Source organism: uncultured Nostoc sp., from assembly GCF_937863485.1.
In the GTDB taxonomy this organism is placed as follows: domain Bacteria; phylum Cyanobacteriota; class Cyanobacteriia; order Cyanobacteriales; family Nostocaceae; genus Nostoc.
In genome coordinates this window covers 47,780-67,849 of sequence record NZ_CALMFY010000113.1, presented here as the reverse complement: position 1 = coordinate 67,849, position 20,070 = coordinate 47,780, and the positions used below count along the sequence as shown (strand labels likewise).

16 protein-coding genes and 1 pseudogene are annotated in these 20,070 nt (G+C 43.6%); 10 read left to right on the top strand and 7 right to left on the bottom strand.

Annotated features, from left to right (window positions below):
• Positions 1-460: 460 nt before the first annotated feature.
• Positions 461-592, bottom strand: coding sequence for a hypothetical protein (locus Q0541_RS14920; RefSeq protein WP_298911489.1), 132 nt, complete (start codon positions 590-592; stop codon positions 461-463).
• A gap of 426 nt (positions 593-1,018) precedes the next feature.
• On the opposite strand from Q0541_RS14920, the gene purL reads away from it, so the two are divergent.
• From purL to Q0541_RS14905, 3 genes and pseudogenes are all read left to right on the top strand, one after another.
• A complete protein-coding gene (gene purL / locus Q0541_RS14915; RefSeq protein WP_298911488.1) occupies positions 1,019-3,394 on the top strand; it encodes a phosphoribosylformylglycinamidine synthase subunit PurL in 2,376 nt (791 codons plus the stop codon).
• A gap of 371 nt (positions 3,395-3,765) precedes the next feature.
• Entirely contained in the window at positions 3,766-5,265 is a 1,500-nt protein-coding gene (gene purF, locus Q0541_RS14910; protein ID WP_298911487.1) for an amidophosphoribosyltransferase, read from the top strand.
• A gap of 97 nt (positions 5,266-5,362) precedes the next feature.
• Positions 5,363-5,542, top strand: a pseudogene (locus Q0541_RS14905) (Uma2 family endonuclease); the annotation flags it as partial.
• Between the two features lie 60 nt (positions 5,543-5,602).
• On the opposite strand, the gene Q0541_RS14900 reads toward Q0541_RS14905, so the two are convergent.
• The 3 genes from Q0541_RS14900 to Q0541_RS14890 are packed head-to-tail and all read right to left on the bottom strand — an operon-like array spanning position 5,603 to position 7,512.
• Positions 5,603-5,884: a hypothetical protein gene (locus Q0541_RS14900; protein WP_298911486.1), complete on the bottom strand. Its 282-nt coding sequence runs from the start codon at positions 5,882-5,884 to the stop codon at positions 5,603-5,605.
• 30 nt (positions 5,885-5,914) lie between these two features.
• On the bottom strand, positions 5,915-6,961 hold the full coding sequence (locus tag Q0541_RS14895; protein WP_298911485.1) for an ABC transporter permease: 1,047 nt from the start codon (positions 6,959-6,961) through the stop codon (positions 5,915-5,917).
• A gap of 32 nt (positions 6,962-6,993) precedes the next feature.
• On the bottom strand, positions 6,994-7,512 hold the full coding sequence (locus tag Q0541_RS14890) for an adenine phosphoribosyltransferase (RefSeq protein WP_298911484.1): 519 nt from the start codon (positions 7,510-7,512) through the stop codon (positions 6,994-6,996).
• Positions 7,513-7,978: 466 nt separating this feature from the next.
• On the opposite strand from Q0541_RS14890, the gene Q0541_RS14885 reads away from it, so the two are divergent.
• Complete coding sequence (locus tag Q0541_RS14885) at positions 7,979-8,605, top strand: DUF3038 domain-containing protein (RefSeq protein ID WP_273767327.1); 627 nt, start codon at positions 7,979-7,981, stop codon at positions 8,603-8,605.
• Positions 8,602-10,035, top strand: coding sequence for a DUF4335 domain-containing protein (locus tag Q0541_RS14880; protein ID WP_298911483.1), 1,434 nt, complete (start codon positions 8,602-8,604; stop codon positions 10,033-10,035). The genes Q0541_RS14885 and Q0541_RS14880 overlap by 4 nt, the downstream gene beginning before the upstream one ends.
• Before the next feature lie 54 nt (positions 10,036-10,089).
• Here Q0541_RS14880 and Q0541_RS14875 read toward each other — a convergent pair whose 3' ends face one another.
• The gene (locus Q0541_RS14875) at positions 10,090-12,360 is read right to left on the bottom strand and encodes a transglycosylase domain-containing protein (RefSeq protein WP_298911482.1); all 2,271 of its coding nucleotides are present in this window, start codon (positions 12,358-12,360) and stop codon (positions 10,090-10,092) included.
• A gap of 429 nt (positions 12,361-12,789) precedes the next feature.
• Between Q0541_RS14875 and Q0541_RS14870 the strand changes: the two genes are divergently transcribed.
• Complete coding sequence (locus Q0541_RS14870) at positions 12,790-13,503, top strand: hypothetical protein (RefSeq protein ID WP_298911481.1); 714 nt, start codon at positions 12,790-12,792, stop codon at positions 13,501-13,503.
• A 199-nt stretch (positions 13,504-13,702) separates the two neighbouring features.
• On the opposite strand, the gene lspA is transcribed toward Q0541_RS14870, so the two are convergent.
• Entirely contained in the window at positions 13,703-14,179 is a 477-nt protein-coding gene (gene lspA / locus Q0541_RS14865) for a signal peptidase II (RefSeq protein WP_298911480.1), read from the bottom strand.
• A 114-nt stretch (positions 14,180-14,293) separates the two neighbouring features.
• Positions 14,294-14,881 (bottom strand): biotin transporter BioY, encoded by a 588-nt coding sequence (locus Q0541_RS14860; RefSeq protein ID WP_298911479.1) that lies wholly within the window; start codon positions 14,879-14,881, stop codon positions 14,294-14,296.
• A 937-nt stretch (positions 14,882-15,818) separates the two neighbouring features.
• On the opposite strand from Q0541_RS14860, the gene pstS reads away from it, so the two are divergent.
• The 4 genes from pstS to pstB all read left to right on the top strand — a co-directional run bounded on the left by pstS (position 15,819) and on the right by pstB (position 19,900).
• Positions 15,819-17,000: a phosphate ABC transporter substrate-binding protein PstS gene (pstS, locus tag Q0541_RS14855; protein ID WP_298911478.1), complete on the top strand. Its 1,182-nt coding sequence runs from the start codon at positions 15,819-15,821 to the stop codon at positions 16,998-17,000.
• A gap of 184 nt (positions 17,001-17,184) precedes the next feature.
• Complete coding sequence (gene pstC, locus Q0541_RS14850) at positions 17,185-18,135, top strand: phosphate ABC transporter permease subunit PstC (protein ID WP_298911477.1); 951 nt, start codon at positions 17,185-17,187, stop codon at positions 18,133-18,135.
• Between the two features lie 19 nt (positions 18,136-18,154).
• Positions 18,155-19,036, top strand: coding sequence for a phosphate ABC transporter permease PstA (pstA, locus tag Q0541_RS14845; protein ID WP_298911476.1), 882 nt, complete (start codon positions 18,155-18,157; stop codon positions 19,034-19,036).
• 57 nt (positions 19,037-19,093) lie between these two features.
• Positions 19,094-19,900, top strand: coding sequence for a phosphate ABC transporter ATP-binding protein PstB (gene pstB / locus Q0541_RS14840; RefSeq protein ID WP_273767345.1), 807 nt, complete (start codon positions 19,094-19,096; stop codon positions 19,898-19,900).
• Positions 19,901-20,070: the final 170 nt, after the last annotated feature.

The following is a 20,070-nucleotide window of genomic DNA, read 5'->3' as shown; positions in this document are numbered from 1 at the left end:
CCTACTTTCATTTGGCCACTGTTGCTGTTTCCTATCCCACATCCTCCCGAGATGCCGGAACTGCCGCTGTCAACATCGCCGCCATTACCGCCAGTAGCAGTACCAGCGATCGCGTCTTCTCCGTCCTCTGTATTCAGACTGCCACTGTTAGCGATGCCAGTCCCATTTCCGCCCTGATTCAAGTTGTCGATGCTGGCAGCACCCGTGCCCTTAATGGTGTCCTTTCCTGAAAGTGTATAAATCAAACCTCCAGTTAAAATATCGATACCTATTGCTGGAGATACATTTAACTGTTCCCCGATTAAAGTGTCGGAACTAGGGGTGCCAATGAAATTGGGTGGAACGGTTAGTCTAGCCATGATCCAAATTCTCTCAATTAGGTTAGTTTAGTTTGCTGATCCAAATGAGCAGTCTGGCAATAAAATTCCCAGAATTCCTTCTCTAAGAGCCATTTAGTAATTCAGTCTGCTGTTGTCATCACTTCAGCACAATGAAATTCCAAGGAATTAATCAGATTCCAGAGCATCAAAACTTGCGATGCCGTTCGCAAAGCGTCTCGTAGAGAAGGCGGTTCGCTTCGCGACCATCGCATCCTCTGATTTTTCTGCCTTCTAATGGGTCATTTGACAGACTGATAGCCATTTTCATCATCTGGAAATCACCTATGCACGTTACAAGGAAAGAAAATTTTATTACTTCATAATTATCAGTACAATTACCAGTATTTTTGGATTTAATACAATCTATCTTTAGACGTATTACAATATTTATCTTTAGGGACTTCCAATTAAAAAAAGACCCAAATTGTAGGAGTATGGCATCACAGACTTTCGGTAAAACAGATTATTTGATCGCTGCTGTACTCTTACTTGTTCGATAAATTATTCTTTGGAAGTCCCTAAATAGATTTATTTATTCAGCCGATCTGTAGCATCTAACGAATCGCACTCCTATATCTGCATTTAGAGGTCAAGTAAATCGATAGAATAATGCTCTGTACAATTGGTGCATTATTTCCATGACCGCCACATCTCCTGCTCCCTTTTCCCCCCAAGAAATCGCTGCTGAAGGTATAAAACCAGAAGAATACGCAGAAATTGTCCGTCGCTTAGGGCGTCATCCCAACAAAGCTGAACTGGGAATGTTTGGCGTAATGTGGTCAGAGCATTGCTGTTACAAAAATTCTCGACCTTTACTCAAACAGTTTCCTACCGAAGGGTCCCGCATCCTCGTAGGGCCTGGTGAAAATGCTGGGGTTGTAGATTTGGGTGACGGACTGCAACTAGCCTTTAAGATTGAATCCCACAATCACCCTTCAGCTGTCGAACCCTTTCAGGGAGCGGCAACGGGAGTAGGAGGCATTCTTAGAGATATTTTTACAATGGGTGCGCGTCCCATTGCGATATTGAACTCGCTGCGCTTTGGTTCCCTCGAAGATGCCAAAACCCAAAGGTTATTTACTGGTGTGGTTGCAGGAATTGCCCATTATGGCAACTGTGTGGGAGTGCCCACCGTTGGTGGTGAAGTTTACTTTGATCCTGCTTATTCTGGTAATCCTCTGGTGAACGTTATGGCGCTGGGGTTGATGGAAACGTTAGAAATTGTCAAATCTGGGGCATCTGGCTTAGGTAACCCTGTGTTGTATGTCGGTTCCACCACAGGACGCGATGGTATGGGAGGCGCAAGTTTTGCCAGTGCAGAATTGAGCGAACAGTCAATGGATGACCGTCCTGCTGTGCAAGTGGGCGACCCCTTTTTGGAAAAGTCGTTAATTGAAGCTTGTCTGGAGGCGTTTAAGACAGGTGCAGTTGTCGCCGCCCAGGATATGGGAGCAGCCGGGATCACCTGTTCTACCTCAGAGATGGCGGCGAAAGGCGGTGTGGGAATTGAACTAGATTTAGATAAGATTCCCGCAAGAGAAACGGGGATGGTTCCCTATGAATATTTGCTTTCGGAATCTCAAGAACGGATGCTGTTCGTTGCCCATAAAGGGCGTGAGCAAGAATTAATCGACATTTTCCACCGTTGGGGACTTCATGCTGTTGTTGCCGGTACAGTAATTGCTGAACCCATCGTGCGGATTCTCTTCCAGGGTGAAGTAGCAGCAGAAATTCCCGCTGAAGCTTTGGCGGAAAATACCCCACTTTATCACCGGGATTTGTTGACAGAACCTCCAGAATATGCGCGTCAAGCTTGGGAATGGACTCCTAATTCCTTACCTCCTTGCACAACTGCTGGAATGGAACTCCAAGGACGCCTGCAAACTTGGAATGATATTCTCTTAACTTTGCTCGATACACCCACGATCGCTTCTAAAAACTGGGTATATCGTCAGTATGACCATCAAGTACAAAATAATACAGTAATTCTGCCAGGTGGTGCAGATGCGGCTGTGGTGCGCTTGCGCCCACTTGAACAAGTCCCTAATCTAAAATCTAAAATCCCAAATCTAAAATTAGGGGTGGCAGCAACAGTAGATTGCAATCCTCGTTATGTTTATCTTGATCCTTACGAGGGAGCTAAGGCAGTGGTGGCAGAAGCTGCACGCAATCTTAGCTGTGTGGGTGCAGAACCTCTGGCGGTAACGGATAACCTGAATTTTGGCTCTCCAGAAAAACCGATTGGTTACTGGCAATTGGCAGAAGCTTGTCGCGGTTTGGCAGAAGCTTGTCGAGAATTGGCAACACCCGTCACAGGCGGAAATGTCTCTTTGTACAATGAAACCCTCGATTCCCAAGGTATTCCGCAACCCATTTATCCCACTCCGGTTGTGGGTATGGTAGGCTTAATTCCCGATATAACTAAAATTTGTGGTCAAGGTTGGCAAGCATCTGGCGATGTGATTTATCTTCTCGGATTGCCTCTGGCATCCAAAATTAGTTTGGGAGCATCTGAGTATTTAGCCACTATCCACGGTACTATTGCCGGAAACCCGCCACGGGTAGATTTTGACTTGGAACGCCGCGTCCAGAAAGTTTGTCGTGAAGGAATTCGTAATGGTTGGGTTCGTTCAGCCCATGATTGTGCTGAGGGAGGGGTGGCGATCGCTCTAGCCGAATGTTGTATTGCTGGCAACCTTGGTGCCGAAATCAATTTAGAAATAGCACCAACCCAGTCACTACCTCGCCTTGATGAGGTGCTGTTTGCCGAAGGTGGTGCCAGGATTTTAGTTTCTGTAGCATCAGAACAACAAGAAATTTGGGAATCATACTTACAGGAACATCTGGGTCAAGAATGGCAAAAACTGGGTATAGTTGGTAATTTTGAGACGGGTTTGGGGGTTTTCACTACTGATAACCAAGCCTTAATCAAAGTTAGGATCGAAGATATGAATGATCGCTATTCCCATGCGATCGCCAGACGTCTCGCTATCCACACTACTACCCACAGTTAAAGATGTTAGGAGTTGAAAGTGAGCAGTTAGGAATAAAAAGCATAACTCTTCACTCCTGACTCCTAACTCTTTTATTAGCATCCCTGAGCATAATTACGGTACTGTTTTAATGGATGGTTAAAGATTTGTTAAGACTTCGCTACCATCTATATAATCCCAGTGACTTAACTACCGATTTTAGATTTTGAATTTTAGATTTTGGATTGGGGGTGTTTCTTCTGGTTCATCTCTTACTCCTAGTGAGCGAAACAAATTTAAAAATAGCCACTCTCAAATCCCAAGCCGCATTCCTACTAGGGTGCGGTCAATCCAAAATTGTAAATCTCAAATCCAAAATTGATTGACCCCCCCCCACCAGGAGCAAAGCTAGCATGATTTCTATTCATTCTGCCACTTCGGATGAATACCCCGAGCAGACCAACAACCCAATCAATAGTCATGAAAATCAGCCTGACAAGCCGGAAGAAGCTTGTGGTGTTTTTGGCATCTACGCACCAGCAGAAGACGTTGCTAAACTGACCTACTTTGGATTGTATGCCCTCCAGCATCGGGGTCAAGAATCAGCCGGTATTGCCACCTTTGAGGGTACACAAGTACATCTTTACAAAGATATGGGCTTGGTGTCTCAAGTTTTCAATGAATCCATCTTGGAGCAATTGCCTGGTAGCCTTGCTGTTGGTCACACTCGTTATTCCACTACAGGTTCTAGCCGCAAAGTTAATGCCCAACCCGCAGTGCTGGAAACCCGTTTAGGGTCATTAGCTTTAGCACATAATGGCAATTTAGTCAATACAGTGCAATTACGTCAAGAGTTGCTTGAGAAAAAATACAACTTAGTCACAACAACAGACTCAGAAATGATCGCTTTTGCGATCGCCGAAGCGATAAATGCTGGTGCAGATTGGCTAGAAGGTGCAATTCAGGCATTTCACCGTTGCAAAGGAGCCTTTAGTTTAGTCATTGGCACTTCCAGTGGCATTATGGGTGTCCGTGACCCCAATGGCATTCGCCCCCTAGTAATTGGGACTTTGGCAGGTAATCCAGTCCGTTACGTTTTGGCTTCGGAGACTTGTGGTTTAGATATCATTGGAGCCGAATACCTGCGAGACGTAGAACCAGGTGAATTAGTTTGGATTACTGAAGAAGGTTTGGCTTCTTATCATTGGAGTCAACAGCCCCAGCGGAAATTGTGTATCTTTGAGATGATTTACTTTGCCCGCCCTGATAGCGTCATGCACAATGAGAGTTTGTACAGCTACCGAATGCGGTTAGGGCGGCAACTAGCAGCAGAGTCTTTTGTAGATGCCGATATTGTCTTTGGTGTTCCTGATTCTGGTATCCCTGCTGCTATTGGATTTTCCCAAGCGTCTGGTGTAGCTTACGTTGAAGGACTGATTAAAAATCGCTACGTTGGGCGAACCTTTATTCAACCAACCCAAACTATGCGTGAGTCAGGTATCCGCATGAAACTCAACCCCCTCAAAGATGTGCTAGCGGGTAAACGAGTGATCATCGTAGACGACTCGATTGTCCGGGGTACTACCAGCCGTAAACTAGTCAAAACCTTGCGTGATGCAGGTGCAGTAGAGGTACATATGCGAATCTCCTCCCCGCCAGTAACTCATCCCTGCTTCTATGGCATCGATACCGATTCTCAGGATCAGCTGATTGCTGCTACCAAGTCAGTAGCAGAAATTGCCAAGCAATTGGAAGTAGACAGCCTCGCCTATCTCAGTTGGAAGGGAATGCTAGAAGCGACACGAGAAGACACCAATAGTTTCTGCTCTGCCTGCTTTACCGGAGATTATCCTGTGGCGATTCCTGAGCAAGTGAAGCGTTCTAAGTTGAGTTTAGAAAAGGTAGTAGTGTAAAGGCTTCGACAGACTGAATGCGGCTAGATAAACCAAGCCCGCCTGCGCGGGCTGAATAAATGTTGTCAATCTCAGGTTAAGATTGCTAAATCCTTAGCTTTACTCAGCAAGAGGTGTCAGAGAATATTGGATTGTGGATTGGCGCAAGCAACAGGTGGAAGTATATCGATGCGAACAAGCAAGTTTAAAGTTAGTTGCTACGTTGTTCAATGGTGATGAATTGAATTCACCCATATTGCCTGATTTTACTTGTGCGATCGCACGATTATTTACTTAAACAAATTAGCAAGCGATGTCTGACAACAAGCTGAAAAAGCGTCTACGCTAATCCATAAATTTAACTGTGCTGCAAAAACTCAACTTTGGGCAATAACGGGTCAGTCACAATACCCACACCGCTAAAACCCCAGCGTTTGAGCAAGTTTGCCAACTGTGTACGTGCAATAGATTCCACTGCAAAGCGATTTGCCACTTCTGCCGCGTGAGTGTTGAGATAGCTAAGGGCATCAAAGTTTTCCTGAAACAGCAATAAATAACCTGATGTTTCGGTGTCAGGACGAGCTATGAGATAATTACCGTCAGTTTTTGAGCGCACCAAGTAATAGACTTCGGACAGCATGGAGATGAGATGGGGAGAAATGGGGGATGACTAATTGAGATTTTCTAAGCGAATGCGAGGGTCGGCGGCTTTTAACATTAAATCGGCGATTAAATTACCAGCAATCAGCAACACTGCGCCCATTACCAAGCTTGCCATTAATAAATATAAATCTTGAGCTTGTAAAGCCTGTAGAGACAATCTCCCTAAACCGGGCCAGTTGAAGAAATATTCAGCAATGAAGGCACCGCTTAATAAATTAGCTAATTCAAAACCCAATAAGGTAATCAAGGGATTTATCGCATTGCGGAGTGCATGAACGTAGATAACGCGGTTTTCTGGCAGTCCTTTGGCACGAGCCGTTTGGATATAATCTTGACGCAGAACATCCAATAATTCGCCGCGAGTGATGCGTTGTAAACCAGCAAAACTAGTAATTGAGAGGGCGATCGTCGGTAAAATCATGTGCCAGCCGACATCTAAGATTCTGCCAAACCACGTCAGTTCTGAGTGATTAATGCTAGTCATACTACCCACTGGGAATAAAGGCGAGGTGAGTTGGGCTAAAACCAGCAGCGCTAAGACAGTGATGAAACTGGGAAAGCCTTGTCCAGCGTAGCTAATCACCTGTAAAATTCGGTCTGATAGCTTATTTTGATTAACAGCAGCAAAAATCCCTAGAGGGATGGCGATCGCCCATGTGACAATTAAAGATGCGATCGCTAATAGCAAAGTCGCTGGTACCCGTTCCCACAACAGCGATGCCACTGAACGTTGATAAATAAAACTCGTGCCAAAATCCCCTTTTGTCAAGATTCGCCATAGCCATAGCCAAAATTGCTCTGGCCAAGACTTATTCAGACCAAACTGCCGCTTTATTTCCTCAATTCTTTCTGGAGATATCTTCGGGTTTTGCCGCAGCGTATCTACATAATCCCCTGGAGCGAGTTGAATAATGAAAAACGACAACGCTGACGCCAAAAACAAAGTCAGTAGTGCCTGTAATACCCGCTTTACCACATAAATAAAAGTTTCGCTCGTGACTAGCCTGATTAGCCAATCCCGACCTGTCTCCAAGGAAATTCTCGTAGATGTCATTTGTCCTTTGTCCTTTATCTAATGACCAATGACTAATATTCAATTAGAGAGATAATTGGTACGTCTGGCAAATATTTACGCCCTTCTAAATCCCGTAGCTCGATAATAAACCCAAACCCTACTAGTTCGCAGCCAATCTTCTGCACTAACTTTGCTGTTGCACTTGCAGTTCCACCCGTGGCAATCAAATCGTCCACAATCAAAACTCGGCTACCTTGGTGTAAAGCGTCTTGATGCACTTCCAGGCAGTCTGTACCATACTCTAATTGATATTCAATTGAATAAACCGCTGCTGGTAACTTACCTTTTTTGCGGACGGGAATAAAACCAGCACCTAATTTATAAGCTAGAGGTGAGCCAAAAATGAATCCCCTTGACTCCATACCGATGACATAATCTGCCTTAATCCCAGCTTCATTGCATTTTTGTGTTAAAAAGTCAATAGTATAGCGCAGTCCCTCTGGATCGCGCAGCAGCGTAGTAATATCCCGAAATAAAATTCCGGGCTTGGGGAAATCTGGGATGTCACGAACGAGAGACTTCAAATCCATAAAATAGGGATTGGGGAATGGGACATGGGGCATGGGGCATGGAGAGTGAGGGAGTGGGGGAACTGGCGTTGCACGGGAAGCAAGGAAAGAAGAACTATTGATTATTGACAAATGCCCAATGCCCAACGCCCAATACCCAATACCCAATGCCCAATGCCCAATTTCAGATACCTGAAAAATCGTACACTATAATGTCATACGCTGGGGGTCGAGGCTGAAGCTTCGCCCTTGATTGACGATAATTAGAATCTAAACCAAGCTAGAAAAGGTATTGCACTAATAAATGAGGTGAATTAACTTATGTTTTAAAACTTTGATTTCAATATAGGGAAAACTTTGAGTAGAAAGAGTTAAGTAATGTATATATCAGGTAGTCATACTACTACAAGTCTAATGTTCAAGTCTTGGCTACCGATTTTAAATTTGTTTTACCTAGTCTGTTGGAACCGCACAAGGTATTTATAGAATGAATGTCTCAGCAAGTTTAACGCCGTTCAACAGTTCAACCCAAGAATCACTGCCGATGATTCTGGACACTTTACCAGATCCTGCGATCGCTTCCAAGACGTGTCCTCGAAGAACGCGGTTGCAAATTGACCTAATTTTATTGGCAATTGAAGCTTTAGAGCTTGGTGGTTCTGAAGCAATCCTAACTTTTGCTCAAGAGTTGGATCTTAAAGGAATTGTTAAAGACAGGGTGAATTTATGGCGGATGCGTAGCTCTAACCCGCTACGTAGAGCGCATATGCGCCGTCCTTTAACTATCATGGAAGCAAAAGCTCTGGTGGTCATTGCTTGCTACATAGCGCGGCGTTTAACTGTTGTCATCCGCCAGTTACTAATGATATGTCAACAAATGGAAGAAAAGCAGATTCCATTAGAACAGAATTTGCGCCTATCTAATTACTTAGAACGGTTTAGAGCGCATTTTAAGAGCCGGATGAATGCTCGACGTTCTGGTGTACTGGCATTAAGTTCTGATGAAAAATTAGATGAGCTAGCAATAAATTTGTTAGGACAATTATTATTTTGTACTGGTACAGCTGGAATGCAGCGGTTCTGGATTAGTCTTTTTGACGGTGAAGTGGAATGAATATTCAACGTAAGTACAGTCTACCTAATTGTACACTGCTTTTAGAAGGGTTAAGTGATCTCAGTAGGGCTGCACACTTCCAGGAAATGCGCCCGGAATTATCAATATTGGTAAATGCAGAATGCTATTTATCTGGTTATAATCAACCCCTAACGGGAGGGCGGGAATTTTTTGAAAGTTTAGTAAGGGCTGTTAGTGGCTATGCCCAAGAATTTTTAAGTAGTGTACCCAATCCCCAAGCACACAACCAGGAATCGGAGCTAGTTGAGTTTCAGAAAGTTGACAGCAACCGACACAGGTTAATTATACATTCAGAAGGTGCTCCAGAGGGGTTTGAGTCTCACTCTAACAATTCCAAACGTCCGCCTATTGAAATAGATTTGAATACAGTGCAGTTGTTTGATTTAGTGGAAGCAGTGGATCAGTTTTTTGCTGATAGCCAAACTTTACCTGAACTTTCCCTAGAACTACAACCAGTTACCAGACGTTATGGCGGTGCTAGTCAAGCTTTAATCAGGCAGGCTGTTCCTGCTGCTGTGGGTGTGTCAAGTTTAGCAGTAGCAGCGATTGCCTTTAACTTGATTCCACCCCCCCAAATGCGTCCACCGCAGCCTAAACCAGAAGAGCAAACTAGCTCTACAATAAACAATATCACTCCTCCAGCATCAGCTGCTGTAACTCCCATAGCTGCTGCAACGCCCACATCAAAGCCTACAGCTAATGCAAAGCTGGCAGTTAAAGATTTAGAAGCACTTTTAAATACAGTTCCAGAAATTACTGATCCATCCCAACTGCGTGCATTGAATCGTCAAGTGTACAACCAAATTCATCCAGCTTGGACTAATCGCTCAGGATTGCAACAGGATTTGATCTATCGTCTGGGTGTAGCTGCAGATGGAGCGATCATCGGTTATAAAGCAGTGAATAAAGAGGCGAATCTAGGAGTAGGTCAAACTCCTCTGCCTAACGTACTTTACAATCCAGCTAACCGCGCTCCCATTTCCAATGAACCAATCGCCCAATTTCGAGTAGTATTTAATACGCAGGGTGTGCTAGAAGTTAGCCCTTGGCGAGGATATGCGAGGACGCCAGAGGTAGTGGGTGCAAAAATTACTAACTCTAATATAGTCAAAGATTTAAACCAAAAGCTTTATAGTACAGTTCGCCAAACCTGGAGTGGTACCCCCACCTTTACGCGAGATTTGAAATACCGGGTAGCAGTCAACAAAGATGGTGTAATTGCTGACTATGAACCACTCAATCAAGTTGCCTTTGACTATTTTCGAGAAACACCCCTTCCGAAGATGTTCAACGCTATTTACGGTTCTAATGTAGCAGCTCCCAACAATAAAGAACCTCTCGCCCACTTCCAAGTGATATTCAAGCCTAACGGCAAACTTGAAGTTATCCCTTGGCAGGGATATCAGTAATTGGGCACTTGTACTGAGCTAGCTCAGTACAAGTGCTCAATGCCCTATACCCGTTTACCGAGTAATTCTCCGCATATAATTTCCCCACAACTGAGCTGCTTGAGCACTGCTACCAGATGTAGGAGAATTATTGTCGTTTCCCAGCCAAACACCAGTTACAAGCCGCCGACTGGGGATAAAACCTATGAACCATAAGTCAACGTTTTTATCAGTCGTGCCTGTTTTCCCAGCTTCCCCCAGTCCAATGGCAGCACTACGACCAGTACCTCTTGTGATGACACCGCGCATCAAACTAGTCATTTCATCGGCTACACCATTTGGTAGTACTCGTTTGTTGGCATCCGTATTTTGGTCGAAGGAGTAGATGACACGGCAGGTTTTGATATCATTGCGATCGCGGCAATCACCACTATCTAAAATTCGGTTAATCGCATGGGGAGGATTTGACACACCACGATTGCCAATAGCGCCAAAAGCACCAGTCATTTCCAAAACATTGACCACACTTTGACCTAGTACCAAGCCAGGAACCGGATCTAGGGTTGACTTTATTCCTAAACGCTGCGCCATTGCCACCACTTTATCCAGCCCGATTTCTTTGGCAACTCGTAGGGCGATCGGATTTTCTGAAAGAGCCAGTCCTGTGGCAATATCTAAAGTAGTGTCAGCACCAGCACGACAGGGTTTGTAAGTAAAGCCTTGCCAAGTTAAAGGGGCGCAAGAATAACTTTTTGATTCTGGAATCCCCTGTTGAATAGCGGCCGTATAAGTAAAGATTTTAAAAGTAGAACCTGGTTGTCTTTTGGCTTGAACAGCGCGATTGAACTGACTTTTTTTATAATCAGTCCCGCCCACCATTGCCAAAATGCTGCCAGTACTGGAGTCAAGGGTGACCATCGCCCCTTGAGAAAAATTAAAACTTCTACCACCATTGTTGACTGAATTTCGCAACGCTGCTTCTGCTTTGCTCTGGATTGCTGGATCAAGTTGGGTTTCAATGATATAATTCCCTTCCTTTGCAGCTCCCTCCCCCAAGATTGATTCAAGTTCAGAGAAGACGTAGCTGTAAAAATAAGGAGCGATCGTTTTAGCTTGCTGCTCACAAACTTTAGGACTAACTTGGACAGTGGAGCGTCTGGCTCGATTCGCATCTTCAGGTTTAATTTTGCCCATCTCCAGCAACCGCTTAATCACGCGATTCCGGTATTCAGCTGCTTCTAGCTTATTTGGGCCATCCCCACAAAAATCGAAAGCGTTGGGAGCTGGTAAAATTCCTACCAATGTTGCTGCTTCTGCCAAAGTTAATTCTTTAGCCGACTTCTCAAAGTAATACCGGGATGCATCTTCAAAGCCAGAGGTATCTCCCCCCAAAAAAACCCGATTTAAGTACATCAGCAAAATTTCATCTTTGCTGTAAAAGGTTTCTAACTTCAGGGCGACAACTGCCTCCCGCAATTTGCGTCCAAGGGTATCCTGTCTGCCTACATACTCGCGGAACAAACTGCGGGCAACTTGCTGGGTAACAGTGCTGGCTCCTTGTTGCACATCTCCGCTACGGCTATTGATCAACACGGCTCGTAAAATCCCCAGAGGGTCAACACCAAAGTGCCAGTAATAACGACTATCCTCTGAAGCCACTACCGCAGCAGGCAAATAAGGGCCAAATTCCTCTAATCGCTTTATATCTACGTGAGAGATAGTTCGAGGCTCTCTTAGCGGGGTGGCTCCATCACGAGCGTAAACAATTACTGGGGCGCGTGTAGCTGTAGGTAGAGGTTTAACTGAAAATTTCAGCCATTCAACGCCAATCACTAACGCTAACAGGGCACTGACACCACCGACACCATAAGCTGTCCAACTTGCAGCTTTGACATACCAGGCTGGTGGATCGACGTATTGCAGCCGCACAGAAGCGGCAAGTTCTGGGGGACCCAGCGTGAAAATATCGCCGTGACGCAGTTCCAGGGAACTGACACGACGCTTGCCACGATAAATGCCATTGGTGGAGTTTTCGTCTTTGATAATGAAAACTGGTGTGCGCTGAGTAGAATTCCGCGATAGCGATAGGTGAATTTGGCTGACAACAGGGTTACGGATGACGATATCGCTGGATTTAGAGCTACGACCTAGAATATAGCGATCGCCCAACAGTGGATATACCTCTGCCTTATCCGCCCCCGCATCCTGCACCCAAAGTTCCGGTACCTTGGCATTAGGCTTGAGCGCCAATTTGGAAAAATCGACCCTAGCTTGAATCGTATGTACTGCTTGAGTCAGTTGACCTAGTAACGTTTGTGGCTTGTGAGGGGGTTGGGGTGAACTCATCGGCTATTCACATCACACTTTTTAGTGAAGAATCGGGCGAATTACAATTTAGATGTTAGTCTTTCATCATTTTACTCATAAGCCAAAGCATAAATTAGCTATACGGAACTTTTTGCTCGATTTTATACTTACTTGTACTTTGTCTTTATAATTAATTTGTTATTTTTATCACTTATTTCCAGAGGTATAAATTTTTTATCTATTCTCAAAGACTTGTTTTATCTAGTATTACTAGTTCAATAACTACAACTATATTTTTTATTAATGTATTTTAAAGCACCAAATGTTAAAAAATAACAGATTTAATTTTTACCAATTTTACATATCCACATATTCTGAAACAAACCTAAATATCCTCATTTAGGAAGATTTTCTAAATCTTATAGTCTGTTTTAATAGGTCGAGTGTTCCGTTGAGGTTAATTTTAGAATGATGGGAAAATCTCTGACCCTGATTGGTACAGCTCTATCTTTGGCTTTCACCACTAATATTGCCGTAGCCGAATCCAGTAAATCCCCCATAGCCCAATCCAGTAGCGAGTCTACTAGTGCACCAACGGAAATCAAGATGTCGCCAGAAGGGATGAAAATTCTGTGCGAGTATTTTCCGCTCAACTCCCGCTGTCCCGGCGGCACAGCAGTCGTCCCTAGTAGCGCTCCTAGTAGCACTACAACTCCTGCAGAAACCACGCCCAGTAGCACCACCACTACTCCAGATAGTACAACTGCACCAGGAACCAGACCAGGAACCAAAACACCACCTGGATCTAGCACTCCCGAAACCACTCCAGGATCAGGAACTACCCCATCTGAACCTGGTAACATAACTCCAGGATCAGGAACCACTAACCCATCTGAACCTGGCAGTCCTACCGAACCAGGAACCCTTACCCCATCTCAACCTGGCGCTCCTAGCAACTTAACTCCAGCACCAGGAAGCGTTACCCCACCTGGATCTAGCACTCCTGGCAGCAGTACCGTACCAGGAAACCCAACTTCACCTGAGTCTGGCACTACTGAAATCAATCCCGAACCAGGAAGCTCAACAACTCCACCTGAGTCTGGTACTCCTGGCAGCACTACCGAACCAGGAAACTCTCCCAGTACTCCAAGTTCGCCAAAAACTCCTACCACAGGCAATTAAATTAAAATCTGGGGCATAATCTGAATACTAGTTTGTCATTAGCGATCGCCGCTGCATCTTGACCTCTTGCACCAGTTATGCGAACTGGTGTAAGATTACGAACCATAATTGCTGGAACCTATAGATATCTTGGCATATAGGACTGAGCAAGGATTTCTGTAATCAATAGCCTGGGATTAATCATCCCAGGCTTAATAGTTTAATGGGGCCTGCCAGTTGAAGTTGGTGTTTTTTGCAAGGAAGCAATTAACAGGCAAACAATACCGATACTAATAAATGAATCTGCCACATTAAATACAGCAAAGTTAATCAGGCGAAAATCAAGAAAATCAACGACATAGCCTAAAACAAAGCGATCAATACCGTTGCCCATAGCTCCACCTAAAATCAAGCCATAGCCTAACTGATCCCACAAATTTAACATTGGACTAAATAAGGCCAAGGCTATCAATACTAAACTCACTCCTAAAGATAGCCAGCGCAACCACTCTACTTTCCCACTTAACAGACTAAAAGCGGCACCAGTGTTAGTGACATAGGTGAAGTGAAATATCCTAGGTAAAAGTGGTAGTGTCTGCCCCAAGCTAAAGGTTTGCACCACCCAGTATTTTGTTATTTGGTCTAAGAAAAAAGCTATGAAGGCAGCGATCCAGAAAAGGCGATTTTTTAAACGCATGAAACTAGGGGCTAGGGACTAGGATTAGGGACTAGGGACTAAGCAGTAGGGTATAGGGATTAGAAGAATTTTAAATTTCTAGCCCCTAGCCTCTAGCTTCTAGCCCCTCCATAACTAATAAAACATTAAGTGACGCAATACATATGCTATTACGGTAACGGCACAGACTACACTTAATTGCCCTGGTAGTGCAAACCAGGAGTATTTGAGGATTGCTTGCATTAATGGTAGATTTTCTGTACCTTTCCACTGAAAAATATAGCTAATAATTAAATAAGTAATACCCCATAGGTGGAGAGTTAATAAGCCACAGATGCAACTAAAGGCGAGAGTTTCTAGTCGAGGTCTAGCTTTAAAGGCGAAGAAACCACAAATCCAAGCTCCAGGAATAAAACCTAGTAGATAACCAAACTGAGATAGCTTAACATAACCAAGACCACCACCATCGGCAAATACAGGTAATAAGGTTAACCCCATCACTAAATAGGCAATTTGCGAGAGTGCGCCGGCATTTTTGCCCCCTAAGCAACCCACCAATAGTACAGCGCCAATTTGAAAAGTGACACCTAAAGAAAAAGTCTGAATTCCGTGCTTACTCCAATTCCAAGGTAAGGTGATGCCATAAGCTTCTAGGAAGGTACCACCCATTGTCAGGAGTAAGCCAATCATAGACCATAGTAATTGATTGGAAGCAGCAAACATTTATCAGGCAACCGGGGAAAGGCAAAAGAGAAAACCAACAGCAACTAATATGTTCATTAGCATTGAAATGAAATTTATACTGACACCTTTAAGAGGATGCTTGAAAAGTATTATTGTTAACATCAAAACTTCAGAAACCTAACCCCGCGAGCAAGCCTTCCCTACAAGGCAATGGGGGTTTAAAAGCCTCTCTCCACTTCTGTTAGAGGAATGGAAGTGGGGTTTTTGGTATACTCTACGACTTTTCAAACATCCTCTAAGAATTAACATATTTTTTTTGCCTTTTTGGTATGTAACTTTTCAGTTCTGCGAATTATAACTTAGGTGTCTATAGCTGTAATTTTATTGACTGAAGCGTAGTCTGATTATGGTATTTGACCTAATAGGTCTTCAAATTAGCAAAATTTAGGATTTAAACTAAGTTTTTAGATTCAGCGCCAAATTATGCTACAAAGTGTTAAAAATAATTCCTTAATTCACTATTTTTTAGCGATCGCCCCGCCTCCTCTCCATAAAAATAGCCAATTTATTATTTTTCTGCTTTCTCTAAACAATAAGTTCACTGGCTAAACTTAGATTGTTTAGTTATGACTTTAGTCTGCTTAGGTTGATAAGCAGAAACAAATTTCATAAATTCCCAAATTTATTAAGTTTGATAATATACCACACTTTCATATTTTTTTATGACTTGACCAATAAATTTACACTATTAATAGAGTTTTGTAAATATCTGTAACCAAATTACTGTGGTACTCTTTGTAACGGGTGACTAAAGCAGTATTAATTTTATCAAGCAAAAGTAGAAACGAGTGTTTGTTCTTCATCAAAAAAAAACAAGCATTTTTTTGCTTTATTAACCTAACCTTTACCTTAACCATTATTCTTTAGGGGTATCCTTAGAAGCGCTTACCTGCAAAGTTACTCAAAATTGATAGCGATGCCCTCACGTCTTAGTGTAATGAAAATTCATCGCCTCACAGGTTCAATTTCAGTGTTAGCACTGACAATCAGTCTAGCTGCATGTGGCGGACAGCAAAACTCAGATAATATAGCCACCAAGGATACTCCTTCTGGTACTGCTACAGATACTACTGCCTCCAGTACAACCAAATTAGATTTGGGTGGAAATATAAAATTAAGCGGGGCTGGTGCGTCTTTCCCAGCACCATTGTATGATACATGGTTTACGGATCTAAACAAAAAATATCCAAATCTACAAGTTGACTATGCCTCAGTTGGTAGCGGTGCTGGAGTTGAGCAATTTATCAAAGGGACTGTAGACTTTGGTGCCAGCGATGTTGCCATGAAGGATGAAGAAATCCAGAAAGTGCCAGCGGATAAGGGCGTTATTTTACTGCCTGTAACTGCTGGTAGCATCGTGCTAGCTTACAACTTGCCAGATGTTGCAGAACTAAAGCTACCACGAGCCGTTTACGCCGATATTCTTCTAGGCAAAATCAAGTCTTGGGATGATCCCCAAATTGCCAAGGCTAACCCAGGTGCAAAGCTTCCTAAACTGTCAATCACAGTTGTTTATCGTTCAGATGGTAGCGGAACAACAGGTGTGTTTACAAAACACCTCAGCGCTATTAGCCCGGAGTGGAAGACTAAAGTTGGTGAAGGCAAAACTGTCAACTGGCCTACGGGAGTTGGTGCTAAGGGTAATGAGGGTGTTACTGCCCAAGTTCAACAAACACAAGGTTCTATTGGTTATGTCGAGTACGGCTATGCCAAACAAAATAGTCTCAAGTTTGCTGCTTTAGAAAACAAAGGCGGTAAGTTTATTGTACCTAGTGAGGAGTCAGCCTCTAAAACTCTGGCATCAGCAACTTTACCGCCTGATCTCCGCGTCTTCATTTCCGATCCAGAAGGGGCTGATTCCTATCCCATCGTCACTTACACCTGGATTTTGGCTTACAAGAAATATCCCAGTGCCGCAAAAGCTAAGGCAGTTGAAGCTGCGATCGAATACGCCTTAACCGATGGTCAAAAACAGGCTGTTGCACTAGGGTATGTTCCCCTACCCCAAAACGTGATCACAAAGGTAGCTGCTGCTGCCGATCAAATTAGTCCAGAGTATAAAATTGCTGTTGGTAGTGGTACTAGCGCTAGCAAGTAGCTACAGTCAAGACATGAGGTATTTCTAGACGATAATTTTTAGGCTGCTTACTAGACTATAAGCATTCGTAACTTGAAACTCTTTGTTACCAGTGTCTTAGTTTCAAAAGACGATGAAGCAACAATTTTGTTGATCTGGTTGCCTCCCACATTTTCTTCTGATTTAATTGTGAAAGTCGGTAGTCATGACTACAAATTCTCAAAACATTTCATCAGCGACAAAAAATCGCTCTGATGCGGATAAGTCCCTAGATCAGGGTTTTATTTGGCTTACTAAAATTTTCGCCTTTGGGGTTGCTGCCACTTTATTATGGATCGGCTTCCAGGTTGCAATTGCTTCTTGGCCTGCCATCCAAAAGTTTGGGGCTAGCTTTTTAGCTAACACGACTTGGAACCCAGTTAATGATAGCTACGGGGTGCTACCTCAAATTTATGGAACTCTCTTGAGTTCTTTTATTGGTCTGTTGATAGCTGTACCGATTGGGGTTGGTACCGCTATTGTACTAAGTGAGGATTTTTTGCCCGCAAAAGTGAAGTTGGTACTGGTTTTTGCGGTAGAACTGCTCGCAGCTATTCCCAGCGTTGTTTACGGCGTCTGGGGTATTTTTGTATTAGTGCCTATCTTAACTAACTTCGGAAAATGGCTCAATAGTTACTTTGGCTGGATACCATTTTTTAGCACCTCCCCTACAGGACCAGGAATGTTGCCGGCGGGAGTCATATTAGCAATTATGACTTTGCCCATCATCACAGCCCTATCGCGCGATGCCTTGATTTCTATACCTCCCAGTTTGCGTCAAGCCGCCGTAGGACTAGGAGCGACCCGCTGGGAAACGATTTTGCAAATTCTGATTCCAGCAGCCTTTTCGGGGATAGTTAGTGCTGTGATGTTGGCACTCGGTCGGGCAATGGGAGAAACAATGGCTGTAACAATGTTGATTGGTAATTCTAACAACATTAGTATCTCACTGTTAGCACCAGGCAATACGATTTCTTCTCTACTGGCAAATCAATTTTCAGAAGCTAGTGGTTTGCAAGTTTCGGCTTTAATGTACGCTGCTTTAGTTCTATTCTTCTTGACCCTGGTAGTCAATATCATGGCCGAGTTTATCGTTCTGAGAGTCAAGCGACTGTAGCTTAGTTTTGGGTTGAATTATGACTTCTAGTTTTCCAGAGCGGAGTCTAACTCGCGCTCCCATGTCTCAAAGAACACTGTTTAATACAGTAATGACCGTAGTCGCATTTATCTGTGGAGTATTGGCACTTGTGCCTTTGCTAGCAGTGCTTTCTTACGTTATTATTCAAGGCTTTAGCAGTTTGAGTCCCAGTGTCTTTTTTGAACTACCACCTAAAGCTTTACAAAAGGGAGGAGGTTTTGGTAATGCCGTTTTAGGCACGCTGCTGATGGTAGGAATTGCGGCGGTGATTAGTATCCCGTTTGGTGTTTTAGCGGCGATTTACATCACAGAATTTAGCTCCGCCCAAGTAGCAAGATGGGTACGTTTTGCGGCTAACGTGCTCAGTGGAGTCCCCTCAATTATTGCTGGGGTATTTGCCTATGGCATTGTAGTTTTGACACTGGTAAAGTTAAACTTAGGATCATATTCTGCTCTAGGTGGAGGGTTTGCACTGGCAATTTTGATGTTGCCAATTATTGTCCGAACCACTGATGAAGCCTTGCAGTTAGTATCGCAAGATTTGCGACAAGCATCTGTAGGGTTAGGAGCAACTAACTTTCAAACAGTAACACAAGTAGTTTTGCCAGCCGCTCTACCAGCAATTGTAACTGGAGCAACGCTAGCGATCGCCAGAGCATCTGGAGAAACTGCACCTTTACTATTTACCGCCCTTTTTTCCAATTTTTGGCCCGATAGCTTATTCCAACCAACAGCTTCCCTTGCTGTTTTGGTTTACAAATACGCTATTTCTCCGTTTAAAAATTGGCAATCATTAGCTTGGGCAGCATCTTTGATTTTGGTATTGATGGTTCTAATCACAAGTATCATCGCTCGCTGGGCAACTCGCAAGAAAGCTTAGTGAAATAGCATCTACATGGCGGATTTGTATCGCTAAAACTAATACTGCACTTAATTTATGGCTACCAATGTTAGCACAGTGAATGATACTCAAACCGTTTTACGCACCGAAAACCTCAACGTTTACTACGGCAAATTTTTAGCCTTGCAGAATATTTGGCTAGATATACCGAAAAATCAGGTGACAGCCTTTATCGGCCCTTCTGGTTGTGGTAAAAGTACATTGTTGCGATGCTATAACCGCCTCAATGACCTGATTGAGTCATTTCGAGCAGAAGGTAAAATACTTTTTTACGATAAAAACTTGTATGCATCCGACATTGATCCTGTAGAAGTGCGTCGGAGAATTGGGATGGTGTTTCAAAGACCAAACCCGTTTCCAAAATCAATTTATGACAATATTGCTTTTGGAGCCAAAATCAACGGCTACAAAGGTAATATGGATGAATTGGTAGAACGGAGTTTGCGGCAAGCGGCTTTGTGGGACGAAGTAAAAGATAAACTGCGACAAAGTGGCTCGTCTTTATCCGGTGGACAACAACAGAGGTTATGTATTGCTCGTGCGATCGCAGTCCAACCTGAAATTATATTAATGGATGAACCTTGCTCTGCTCTCGACCCCATTTCCACGTTACGGGTTGAAGAACTTATTCACCAACTCAAAGAGCAATATACGATCGTTATCGTCACCCATAATATGCAGCAAGCAGCGCGAGTTTCTGATAAGACAGCCTTTTTTAATGTTAAAACTACAGAAACTGGAGGTCGTAACGGCTACATGGTAGAGTACGACGCAACAGAACTAATTTTCAACAATCCTCAGCAGCAAGATACCAGAGATTACGTTAGCGGCAGATTTGGATAAATAAATATTTCATATTGCTGATGTCACAGCAATGAGGGATACTCGGAAATTAAAGGTGTGCGATATTCCTCTATTTTTTTATTTGTTCGCCCAAGGTTAGCGTAGGCGTAGCCCGCCGCAGGCATTGCTTAATCAATTATGGCTATTTAATTGGTAAAGAAAAGCAATAA